Below are 12,076 nucleotides of genomic sequence, written 5' to 3'. Positions count from 1 at the left end.
AGGATGCGACTCACCCGCCGCTCCGCGATCGCCTCGGCGCTGGCCCTTTCGGCCTGCGGCCGCGAGGCCGCCAGCCAGCCACCCCAGGCCCAGCCCGTCGCCACGCCGCTGAAGTCGGTCGCCTCCACGCCGGTCGGCGCCTGCGTGCAGCACGCCCAGATCCAGGACCCGGCCTATGCCGACCTGTTCGTCCGGAACTACTCCCAGCTCACCCCCGAGTGGGAGATGAAGATGGAGTACATCCTCCAGGACGACGGAAGCTTTCGCTTCGACCGCCCCGACGCCATCGCCGACTTCGCGCGACGCAACGGGATCCGGCTCTATTGCACGGCCCTGGTCTGGTACGCGCAGGCCATGCCCGCCTTCCTGAAGCTGGACGGCCAGGGCAAGCGGTTCGCCGACGCCTATCGCAACTACATCCTGGCCGTCGCCGGGCGCTATCGCGGTCAGGCGGTGGGCTGGGACGTGATCAACGAGACGGTGGACGACAACGGCGTGGACCTGCGCCAGTCGGTCTGGACGCGCAACCTGGGCGTCGACGAGCACATGGTCCTGGCCTTCCATCACGCCAAGGAAGCCGACCCGAACGCGGTGTTGTTCATCAACGACTACAATCTCGAAAACACCCCCACCAAGCGCGCGACCTTCATGCGCACGGTCGAACGCCTGCTGAAGGCCGGCGCGCCGATCGGCGGCATCGGGACCCAGAGCCATCTGGATATCGACGAGACGAGGCCGGGGCTGTGCCGCGCGGCCATGCGCGACCTGGCCAGTTTCGGCCTGCCGATCCACGTCTCCGAACTGGACATCTCGCTCGGCGCCAAGCCCAACCTCTCGCGACTGCCCGACCTTCTGAAGCGCCAGGCCGACCTGACCCGCGAGCTGGCGGGGGCCTATATGGACCTGCCTCGGCAGCAGCGCTTCGCCTTCACCGTCTGGGGCCTGCGCGACAACGACAGCTGGCTGCATGCCCGGCGCTCGACCGAGCAGCCCCTTCCCTTCGACGGCGCGGGACGGCCCAAGCCGATGTTCCAGGCCCTGGCGGAAACGCTTTCCCGGTGAGGGCGTTTCCGCGAAAACACCAGTTTGCGTATACGAAATCTCAAGCGGCCCGAGGCAAGGTGGCCGCATGAAGCTGATCCACGCCCTCCAGCGCCATGTCGACGAGACCTTCGTCGGTCTGACCAAGTCGCTGATCGCGATCCGCGACTAGGGCCATCGCCACGATGTGGGCCTCCACCAGCGTCAAGCACATACAAGCCAGCGCCAAGCCCATCGCTCTGGTGTGCGCCTATGCGGCGGCCATGGCCTACAGCCTGTTCCTGGCCAGCTTCCTGCGCAACGTGCCGACGCTCTGGACCGCCAACGCGGTGGCGATCGCGGCCCTCATGGTGCTGCCGCGCCGCCAGGCGATCGGCTTCGTGATCGCCACCACGCTGGTGCATATCGGGCTGGAGCTGGCGCTGGGCGTGCCGTGGCGTTTCGTGGCCATCGTGTCGGTCCTGGATACGCCCCAGACCATCATCATCGCGCTCGTGATGCGGGCGATCGGCGTGCCGGCCAGGGTTCGAGACTCGCGCGGGTTGCTGGCGGTGATCGCCTCCGCCTCGATCCTGACGGCCATCGGCTCGGCGCTGGTCAATGGCCTGCTGATGGCCAGCCGCGCGCGGCCGTTCTTCCACAACTGGAGCGAATGGACCGCCTCGAACGTGCTGGGCGCGGCCATCGCCCTGCCCGTCGTGCTGATCCTGGCGGATCGCCGCCATCGCGAAGGCTTCAAGATCCGCCCCCTGGAAGGCGTGGCCACCCAAGGCCTGGTCCTGGCGACCTCGGCTGTCATCTTCGCCGTCGACGGCGACTACCGGGTGATGCTGTTCGCACCGGTTCTGCTGGCCGCCTTCCGGGGCGGACCGCGCGCGGTGGCGATCGCGGTGACCGGCTCGATGGCCGTGGCGATCCCGGCCGTGCTCCATCGCACCGGCCTCGACATCAAGGCGGCGCTGGGCCCGCTGCGCCACGCTCTGATCTTCCACATCGTGCTCTACGCCGTCGGCCTGGTCTCGGCCTTGGCCCTGGGCCGCCAGGCGCGCCTTCAGGCCTTGCTGGTCCGCCGGACCGCCGCCGCCCGCGCCGCCCAGGCCAAGGCGCAGGCCGCCAACCGCGCCAAGTCCGACTTCGTGGCCACCATCAGCCACGAGATCCGTACGCCGCTGAACAGCATCCTGGGCTTCGCCGCGCTGGTGGCCGACGATCCGAGCCTCTCGACCGAAAACCGTCGGCGCCTCGACCTGGTCAGCCGCGCCGGCCGCTCGCTGGCCGAGATCGTCGGCGACCTGCTGGACTTCGCCAAGGTCGAGGCCGGCCGCCTGGACCTGACCCTGACGCCCGTCTCGCCCGCCGCTCTGCTGCGCGACGCCGTGGACATCGTCGGCCCCGAGGCGGCGGCCAAGGGCCTCTATCTGCGGACGATGTTCGAAGGCGAGGTGGACACGCCCCTGGCCCTCGACGAGACCCGCCTGCGCCAGGTGCTGCTGAACGTCCTGGCCAATGCCGTGAAGTTCACCAGCGAAGGCGGCGTGGTCGCGCGCCTGACCGCCGGCCCCGCCCCTGGCGCCCTGCGTTTCGAGGTGACCGACACCGGCATCGGCATCGCCCCAGAGGTCCAGGCCCGGCTCTTCCAGCGCTTCTCGCAAGGCGACAGCTCGATCAGCCGCAGCTATGGCGGCACCGGCCTAGGCCTGGCGATCAGCAAGGCCCTGGTCAGCGCCATGGACGGCGAGATCGGCGTCGAAAGCCAGCTGAACCGCGGCGCCCGCTTCTGGATCACCCTGACCGCCGGGCCTTGCGACCCAGACGCCCTTGCGGCCGGTTGCTGCCCCGCGCCGGAGGCCACGCCGGCGCGCGCCGCCCGCGTGCTGCTGGTCGACGACCACCCGATGAACCGCGAGCTGGGCATGGCGCTGCTGACCCTGGCGGGCTGCGAGGTGACCACCGCCGAGGACGGCGCCCAGGCGCTGGAGGCGGTCACCACCGGCGGTTTCGACCTCGTCCTGATGGACGTGCATATGCCGGGGATGGACGGCCTGACCGCCACGCGCGCCATCCGCGCCCTGCCCGGTCCCGTGGCGGGGATCCCGATCATCGCGCTCAGCGCCGATGTCCTGCCCGACCAGATCGCCCGCTGCCGCGCCGCCGGCATGGACGACCACGTGCCCAAGCCGATCCGCCGCGAGGAGTTGTTCGCGGCCGTCGCCCGGGCGCTGGAAGGCCGGTCCGACACGGCCGCTGATCAGGGCGACGCGGCGCACGCCTGAGGTTCATCGCTGGTCTCACCCACGGCCACGCCCGTCGCTTACGCCGCGACAGGCGGGATCATCGCGCCTAGCCCGTAACCGCCGTGCTCGCCAAGTTACGCAAGGTTCAAGATGGTCCCGCTCAAGGTTAAATCGGCTTCATGACCGTCTTGTAAGTTGAGACTTACCCGCGCCGCCCGTAAATCGCGCGGCCTCGGCGCGTAACGCCGATCAGTGAACAGCAAAAGGCGAGCTTGAATCCCGCGCGTGGCAGTCGTCGCGCGCCACGGAATCGGCTGCGCCTCGACAAAGGGAAAATGAAATGATCCATCATCTGTCCGTCGCCGCCGCCGATCCTCAAGGCGTGGGCCAGTTCTTCGCCGACATCATGGGCGGCGTCGTCGTCGACTTCCCGCCCAATCCCGGCAGCTGCATGGTGTTCAAGGCTGACGGCCATGGCACCGCCGTCGAGATCTATCCCGCCGGCAGCGTCATGATTCCGAACGGCGAGCCCGGCGCGATCTTCCTGCGTCAGCCGGAAGCGGCGGGCCGCTCGCCGACTCACTTCGCCCTGAGCGTCGCGATGGGCGAGGCCGAGGTCCTGGCCCGGGCGGCGGCCAAGGGCTGGGACGCCTTCATCTGCGATCGCGGCGGCCACTTCCGGGTCGTCGAGGTGTGGATCGAGAACAGCTGGCTGGTCGAACTGCTGCCCCCGACCTTCGCCGCCGAATATCTCGGCTTCGCCAATGCGGTGACCCAGATGGGCGACCCGAACACGGCTCTCGACGCCCACCAGCCCCAGGCGAGAACCCTCGAAAACGCCTGACGGGCTGCTTCCCCGCGATGCGGTGGAGGAGCACAAAAAACGCCCCGGCCTTGCGACCGGGGCGTCTTGGTTCTCGGGCTGAGCCGGGCTCTTACGAGTCCAGGAAGCTCCGCAGCTTGCGCGACCGCGAGGGGTGCTTGAGCTTGCGCAGAGCCTTGGCTTCGATCTGGCGGATGCGTTCGCGGGTGACCGAGAACTGCTGGCCGACTTCTTCCAGGGTGTGGTCGGTGTTCATGCCGATGCCGAAGCGCATGCGCAGCACGCGCTCTTCACGCGGGGTCAGCGAGGCCAACACGCGGGTGGTGGTTTCCCGCAGGTTGCTCTGGATGGCCGCGTCGATCGGCAGGATGGCGTTCTTGTCCTCGATGAAGTCGCCCAGGTGGCTGTCTTCCTCGTCGCCGATCGGCGTTTCGAGGCTGATCGGCTCCTTGGCGATCTTCAGGACCTTGCGGACCTTTTCCAGCGGCATGGCCAGCTTTTCGGCCAGCTCTTCCGGGGTCGGCTCGCGGCCGATCTCGTGCAGCATCTGGCGCGAGGTGCGGACGATCTTGTTGATCGTCTCGATCATGTGCACCGGGATGCGGATGGTGCGGGCCTGGTCGGCGATCGAGCGGGTGATGGCCTGACGGATCCACCAGGTGGCGTAGGTCGAGAACTTGTAGCCGCGACGATATTCGAACTTATCGACGGCCTTCATCAGGCCGATATTGCCTTCCTGGATCAGGTCCAGGAACTGCAGGCCGCGGTTGGTGTACTTCTTGGCGATCGAGATCACGAGGCGCAGATTGGCCTCGACCATTTCCTTCTTGGCCTGGCGGGCTTCGCGCTCGCCCTTCTGGACCGTCTGGACGATGCGGCGATAGTCGTCGATCGGCACGCCGGTCTCGGTGGCCAGGGCGGCGATCTCGCCACGGATGTCGAGGACCGACTGGCTGTCGTTCTCGACGAACTTGGTCCAGCGCACGCCCATGGCCTTGACCTGATCCGACCAGGTCGGGTTCAGCTCCGAGCCGAAATAGGCCTTCAGGAACTCGCCGCGGCTGATGCCGTAGCTGTCGGCCAGGCGCAGCAGGCGGCCTTCAAGACCGATCAGGCGCTTGTTGATCGCATAGAGTTGCTCGACCAGAGCCTCGATGCGGTTGTTGTTCAGCTTCAGCGTCTTCAGGTGCTGGATGATCGTCTGCGACAGGCCTTCGTAAGCCTTGCGATCAGCGTCGGTCAGGTCCTCGCCCTTGAGGCGGCTGCCGACCAGCTTGTCCTGCAGCTTGCGGAAGTTCTCGAACTCGCTGGCGATGGCGTCCAGGATGGCCATCACGCCTTCGCGCAGCTCGCCCTCCATGGCGCTGACGGTCGGACCGGCGCCGTCGTCGAAATCGTCGTCGTCGTCGCCTTCGCCCTCGGGCTTGGGTTCGGCGCCGGCTTCCTGATCGACGGGCTCGGCCGGTTCGGCCTCCTCCTCGTCGGCGGCCGGCTGAGCGGCGACGCCGTTGATGGCGGCGTAGGTGCCTTCCAGGTCGATGACCTCACGCAGCAGGATCCGGCCCGTGCCCAGTTCCTCGCGCCACACCATGATGGCTTCGAAGGTCAGGGCCGACTCGCACAGGCCGCGGATCATGGTGTCGCGGCCAGCCTCGATGCGCTTGGCGATGGCGATTTCGCCTTCGCGCGACAACAGCTCGACCGAGCCCATTTCGCGCAGGTACATGCGCACGGGGTCGTCGGTGCGGTCGTAGGCGGCCGGCTTCTCGCTGGTGATGACCGTGGTGTTCTCGTCGCGGGTGGCGACTTCGCCGCCTTCCTGGCCCTCGGCGTCTTCTTCGGCCTCGACCACGTTGACGCCCATCTCGCTCAGCATGGCGAGGGTGTCTTCGATGGCGTCGGGGCTGACTTCCTCGGACGGCAGCACCTTGTTCAGCTCGTCCATCGTGACGTAGCCGCGGGCCTTGGCCTGCTTGATGAACTTCTTTACGCCGGCGTCGGTCAGGTCGAGCAGGGGGCCGTCACCGCCGTTGGTTTCGGGCGCTTCCGTCTCGGCCGAGGAATTGTTGCTCATCAAGCTCTCCGAAATCGACACCGCCGTCGTGCAAGAGCGGCGCCGAAAAAATCCGTTTCGAAAAGGCTGCCAGCCCGGTCGCGCGCGCCCCGTTCAAATATGGGCTTTCACTCAGCGCTTTCCCAAGGATCACGTTCCCGTCAGAATCCGCCCGTCCGCGCCCCTCGCCGCCATATGTAAACGCTCCGCGAGAGACCCCGCGGAGACCATGTGGCGTGGGCGCGGCCTGACGCTTTCCCTGATCGGGTCGGCGACCGCTGGGGACCTGGGGCCGCGGCGAGGGTGACATCCTGTTTCGATGAGGGCGCGCGCAACGGCGGCCCGAGCGATGTCAATCAGCTGCTTGGCAAATCCTTGAGTCGGCAAATGGCTTTGGGTGACGCCGGTGTCAAGATGGCACGGCCTTGTTTTGGCGCGAGAAGGTCCAATTTCCGGATGCTCGAGACAGATATTGCAATTTATGGTGGAGATCACACCCCGCCGGTGAAATCGGGATTGGGAGCCGGATCGGAACGGGAAGACTAGTGCAGGACCTGCGAAACCATCTCCGGATCGGTCCAGCCGCCGCTGTCGATCAGGCGCTTGACCGCGTCCCTTTCGGTCTTCAGGCGTAGCAGGGTCTGGAAGTCGCTGTCGTCGACGAGGTCGATCTTGGCGTCGTCGACCGCCCGCTCCAGGGCCGTCAGGCGGATCAGAAGGTCGAAGGCCTGCGACCAGAGGACGCGGATGGCTTCTTCCGGGTTCTGGGCGGCGCTTTGTCCGACATCCAGCGCCTTGACGCCGGAAGCGGAACGCTCCAGCAGCGCCAGGACCCCGGCGTCGTAGCCGACCGAGGCCAGGCGGCCGCGCAGCATGCCGGTCTCCACGTGGTCGGCCTCCATCCGCAGGTTCACCAGCTCGTGGGCGATGCCGTCCAGGCGCGCGTCGCCCAGGCCCTGGTTCATCAGCACCTCGATGCGGTCGTCGACAACCTTGGGGTCGCGGATGGCGGCGATCAAAAGGGCGGCCGAGAACGGCTTGGGGGCGTGCTGCAAGGCCTGGGCGGCCGCGCGGCCCTCGGCGGTAGAGCCCTCGATCCGAGGCTTGCCGAAGCCGCCCTTGCGGGGGGTGTTGTCCCAACGCTGGCGCGACAGCTGCCGGCCCGCGTCGCTGGCGTCGGTCTTGACCCGTCGCGCCGCCCGCATCTCGTCGAGGCGGTCCAGCAGCTCTTCCTTATAGGCGTGGGCCAGGTCCTTGTCGGCGATGGTCGCCGCCAGGGTGCGCAGCCGGACCTTGAGGTTGGTGCGCTGCTCGGGCGTGTCAAAGGGTTCGACGGCCTTCTCGCGGTCGAACAGGGCCTCGACGAAGGGCTTGGCGTCAGACAGCTGGGCCTTCAGCGCCGCCGGCCCCTGATCGCGCAGGATGTCGTCGGGGTCCTTGCCGCCGACGGGCATGGAGAACAGGAACGAGCGGCCGGGCTTGAGCAGCGGCAGGGCGCGGTCGATGGCGCGATCGGCCGCGCGCTGGCCGGCCTTGTCGCCGTCGAAGCACAGGGTCGGGGTCGGATGCAGGCGCCACAACCCCTCCATCTGCTCCTCGGTCAGGGCCGTGCCCATGGCCGCCACGGCCGGCACGCCCGCGCGCTGGCAGGCGATGACGTCCATATAGCCCTCGACCACAACCATCGGCGGCTTTCCACCGCCGCTCTGGCCGTCGTGGAGGATCTTGCGGGCCTCGAACAGGCCGTACAGCACCCGCCCTTTGTGGAAGAGCCCGGTCTCGGGACCGTTCAGATATTTGGCGCGGGCGTTGGGATCCATGGCCCGGCCGCCGAACGAGACGACCTTCCCCCGGCTGTCGGTGATCGGGAAGATGATCCGGTCGCGGAAGCGGTCATAGGGCTGGCCGCCGTCCTCGGGCGAGATCAGCACCCCGGCGTCGACCAGATCGCCCGGCTTGGCGCCCTTGGCGACCAGGTAGTCCTTCAGCCCCGTGCGGTTGTTGGGCGCGAAGCCGATGCGGAAGCGGCTCCACTCGGTCTCGGGCAGGCCGCGCCTTTCCAGATAGGCGCGGGCGGCCTGGCCGACGGGTCGGCGCAGCTCGCTCTCGAACCAGGCGGTCGCCAGCTCCATCCAGTCGCCGAGGGACGAGCGCTTTTGCTCCTCGCGGGCGGCGTGCGGATCGACGGCCGGCAGGCTCATCCCGGCCTCGGCCGCCAGCCGCTCCACCGCCTCGGCGAAGGTCAGCCGCTCGGTCTCCTGCAGGAAGCTGATGATGTCGCCGTGCTTGCCGCTGGAGAAGCAGTGATAGAATCCCTTCTCGTCATTGACGAAGAACGAGGGGCTCTTCTCCTTGGTGAACGGCGACAGCCCCGCATATTCGCGCCCCTGCCGCCGCAGCTTCACCGTCTTGCCGACGACGTCGGAGGGGCGAAGGCGGGACTTCAGTTCTTCGAGAAAGCGGTCGTCGAAACGCATTGAGCTGGAGGGGGGCTTCACGGGCTTGAACCCGACATCTTATCTGGCGAGCCGTCTCGCCAGAACCGGACGTCGGCGGCCGTCCAAGCCAATATGGCGAGTCCCTAACAACTTACCCACAGATTAACGGATCAAAGCTCTGCATTAGGAACATCGACTCCGCTCTCACCGTTTGGAAGGCCTGGGCGCCTCGACGCGCCCGCAGCTTCCAGACACGCCACGGAGAAGACCCATGCCCCAGAAGTGGAATGACCGCGAAGGCCGGTTCGACGTCGAAGCCGACGGCGATTTCGACCGCGATCCGGGTGGCTACGGCTACAACCACGCGCCGCGCCGCGACCGGCCGCGGGAGCCTGGCTATCGCACCGAAGGCGCGCCGCGGAACCAGCGACGCCATGGCGGCGAGTTCCTGCGCGCGACCCAGCAGGGCGGCGACATCGGCTATGGCGGCAGTCGCTCGAGCGGGAGCTACAGCGGCGGCGGCTATCGCCAGCCGGGAGACTATGGCCGCGTCGGCGGTCACGACTTCGGCGGCGCGACCGGCGGCTACGGCTCCAGCGGCTATTCCAGCCGCACCCCGGACTATGGCGACGAGCGTTATTTTGATGGCCCCGAACGCGATCGTTCTGGCCGCGAAGGCGCGTATGGCCGCGACTACAATCCCTATCGCTCGTTCAGCCCGCGCGACCAACGGCCCCAACAGGAGGAGCGCACCTGGTTCGACCGGGCCCGCGACGAGGTCTCCTCGTGGATGGGCGACCAGGACGCCCTCCATCGCCGCGAGGCCGACGGCGCCCATCGCGGCCGGGGCCCCAAGGGCTATCGCCGCTCGGACGAGCGCATCCGCGAGGATGTCAGCGACCGCCTGACCGACGACAGCTGGCTGGACGCCAACGGCATCGAGGTCGCGGTCTCCGATAGCGACGTCACCCTGACCGGCACGGTCCGCTCGCGTGAGGACAAGAAGCGCGCCGAGGCTCTGGCCGAGAGCGTCTCGGGCGTCGACAACGTCCAGAACAACCTGCGCGTGGACCGCGGGACCGACACGCCGTCGGCCAGCGTTCCCCTGTCGGACCCGCTGTAGGGTCCAAGAGCGAGATGCTCCTGACCAGGGAGCATCTCGTTGCAAGCTAGACGCTTGTTTTCGGGCTCGAAATGCAAAGTCGCCCGAATGCCGGCGATCTGCCCATCGAGGCCAACTTGCCCTCGACAACCGGCGGTTAACGCCACAAACATCCCGGCTTCTCGTCGCGGGAGCACGCCCGCGGGTTGCCTTGGGGTGTTTCGTGAAAGCGCTGTTCTTCTCTGTCTCCGTCCTGTCCCTGGTCGCGACCGCCGCGCTCGCCCAGACCTCGCCGCCGCCGGAGTCCGCGCCGCCCACCCCGCCGATCGAAGCCCCGCGTGACGTGCCCTACGCCGCCGGCACGCTGAAGGTCGCCGTCGACGCCACCGACCTCGACCGCAAGATCTGGAACGTCACCACGACCATGCCGGTCAGCAAGGCCGGCGACTTCGTGTTCCTGTATCCGCAGTGGGTCCCGGGCGGTCACTCGCCGCGCAACGACCTCGACAAGCTGGCCGGTTTGGTGGTCACCGCCAACGGCAAGCGCATCCCGTGGACCCGTGACGTGGTCAGCGTCCACGCCTTCCACGTCGATGTCCCAGCCGGCGTCACCGAGCTGCAAATCAGCTACCAGTTCCTGACCGCCGTCGAAGGCAAGGTCGGCCGCATCGAGGTCACGCCCGAGATGCTGAACCTGCAATGGCTGCAGGTGACCCTGTATCCGGCCGGCTACTACACCCGCCAGATCCCGATCGAGGCCAGCGTCAAGCTGCCGGAAGGCTGGAAGTTCGCCACCGCCCTGGAAACGGCCGAGACCGACGGCCAGGTCACGACCTTCAAGCCGACCAATGTCGAGATCCTGGTCGACTCGCCGATGATGGCCGGCAAGTACTTCAAGTCGATCGAGCTGGATCCGACCGGCCCGGCCCCGGTGCGCCTGAACCTGATCGCCGACAGCCCCGAGAACCTCGAGGCCAAGCCGGAATATATCCAGATCCACAAGGATCTCGTCCAGCAGGCCTACAAGCTCTACGGCTCCCACCACTACGACCACTACGACTTCCTGGTCGCCATGTCGGACAAGCTGGGCGGCATCGGCCTGGAGCACCACCGCTCGTCGGAAAACCGCGTCGCGCCGAAATACTTCACCGAGTGGGACAAGCAGTTCGTCGGCCGCGACCTGCTGAGCCACGAATACACCCACTCGTGGAACGGCAAGTTCCGCCGCGCCGCCGACCTCTGGACCCCGAACCTGAACGTTCCCATGCGCGACAGCATGATGTGGGTCTATGAGGGCCAGACCCAGTACTGGGGCAACGTCCTGGCCGCGCGTTCGGGCCTCCTGACCAAGCAGCAGGCGATGGACTCGCTGGCCGCCACGGCCGCCGCCTACGACAACCGCCGCGGCCGCGACTGGCGCCCCGTTCAGGACACCACCAACGACCCGATCATCGCCAGCCGCAAGCCTCTGTCATGGCTCTCGTGGCAGCGCAGCGAGGACTACTATTCCGAAGGTCTGCTGGTCTGGCTCGACGCCGACACCCTGATCCGCGAGAAGACCGGCGGCAAGAAGTCTCTGGACGACTTCGCCAAGGCCTTCTTCGGCGTCGACAATGGCTCCTACAGCGAGAAGACCTACACGTTCGACGACGTGGTCGGCACGCTGAACGGCGTCTACGCCTATGACTGGGCGACCTTCCTCAAGACCCGCATCCAGGAGGTCCAGGAGAAGGGCCCCCTCGATGGCTTCGAGCGCGGCGGCTACAAGGTCGTCTATACCGACACCCCCACCGAGTTCATGAAGTCGGCCGAGACCCGGGCCAAGAACACCCCGCTCAGCTACTCGCTGGGCCTGACGGTGGGCGCGGATGGCGTGCTGACCGACGTGCAGTGGGGCGGTCCGGCGTTCAAGGCTGGCCTGACCCAGGGCCTCACGGTCGTGGCGGTCAATGGCGAACAGTTCGACGGCGACAAGCTGAAGGCCGCCGTCAAGGCCGCCGCCAAGCCGGACGGCCAGCTGGTCGAGCTGCTGATCAAGGACGGCGGTCGCTACAAGATGGTCAAGATCGACTACCGCGGCGGCCTGCGCTACCCGCGCCTGGAGCGGATCGCCGGGACGCCGGACCGCCTGGGCGACATCCTGACGCCGCGTAAATAGTTAACCAAGTTCGCCGCCAGGTTGCGACCCGCTCGCAGCCTGCGACGATTTGGGGAAGGGCGGGAAGGCGACGCTTGTGTCATCTTCCCGCTCGTTCAATCCCTCTGAACGCGTACCGAAAAGGGCCCGCCCCCTCTCCCAAGCGGGCCCTTTTTTGTGTCTGGATTCCAGCCACTCGGCGCCCAGCCCATTTTTTCGCCCGCACATTGACGCTCGCGTGACAGCGA

The 12,076-nt window shown here is 67.4% G+C and carries 7 protein-coding genes; 5 read left to right on the top strand and 2 right to left on the bottom strand.

Annotated elements, in window-relative coordinates:
- Positions 1 to 3 precede the first annotated feature (3 nt).
- The 3 genes from ACW175_RS03355 (at position 4) to ACW175_RS03345 (ending at position 4,119) form a co-directional block, all read left to right on the top strand.
- Complete coding sequence (locus ACW175_RS03355; protein WP_492103243.1) at positions 4 to 1,062, top strand: endo-1,4-beta-xylanase; 1,059 nt, start codon at positions 4 to 6, stop codon at positions 1,060 to 1,062.
- Between the two features lie 164 nt (positions 1,063 to 1,226).
- Complete coding sequence (locus tag ACW175_RS03350; protein WP_492103242.1) at positions 1,227 to 3,314, top strand: hybrid sensor histidine kinase/response regulator; 2,088 nt, start codon at positions 1,227 to 1,229, stop codon at positions 3,312 to 3,314.
- 301 nt (positions 3,315 to 3,615) lie between these two features.
- On the top strand, positions 3,616 to 4,119 hold the full coding sequence (locus ACW175_RS03345) for a VOC family protein (protein WP_492103241.1): 504 nt from the start codon (positions 3,616 to 3,618) through the stop codon (positions 4,117 to 4,119).
- Positions 4,120 to 4,210: 91 nt separating this feature from the next.
- Here the strand turns inward: ACW175_RS03345 and rpoD are convergent, their stop codons facing one another.
- Positions 4,211 to 6,172, bottom strand: a complete 1,962-nt coding sequence (gene rpoD / locus ACW175_RS03340; protein WP_492103240.1) for an RNA polymerase sigma factor RpoD — start codon at positions 6,170 to 6,172, stop codon at positions 4,211 to 4,213.
- 521 nt (positions 6,173 to 6,693) lie between these two features.
- Positions 6,694 to 8,628 (bottom strand): DNA primase, encoded by a 1,935-nt coding sequence (dnaG, locus tag ACW175_RS03335; protein WP_492103239.1) that lies wholly within the window; start codon positions 8,626 to 8,628, stop codon positions 6,694 to 6,696.
- Positions 8,629 to 8,860: 232 nt separating this feature from the next.
- Here dnaG and ACW175_RS03330 point away from each other — a divergent pair, with 232 nt between their 5' ends.
- Positions 8,861 to 9,712 (top strand): BON domain-containing protein, encoded by an 852-nt coding sequence (locus ACW175_RS03330; RefSeq protein WP_492103238.1) that lies wholly within the window; start codon positions 8,861 to 8,863, stop codon positions 9,710 to 9,712.
- Positions 9,713 to 9,902: 190 nt separating this feature from the next.
- Positions 9,903 to 11,849, top strand: coding sequence for a M61 family metallopeptidase (locus ACW175_RS03325; RefSeq protein ID WP_492103237.1), 1,947 nt, complete (start codon positions 9,903 to 9,905; stop codon positions 11,847 to 11,849).
- Positions 11,850 to 12,076: the final 227 nt, after the last annotated feature.

The sequence above is a fragment of the Caulobacter sp. FV1ye6ST genome, assembly GCF_058681225.1.
Note: the sequence above shows the minus strand (reverse complement) of the source record. Positions and strands in the feature narration are given on the sequence as shown.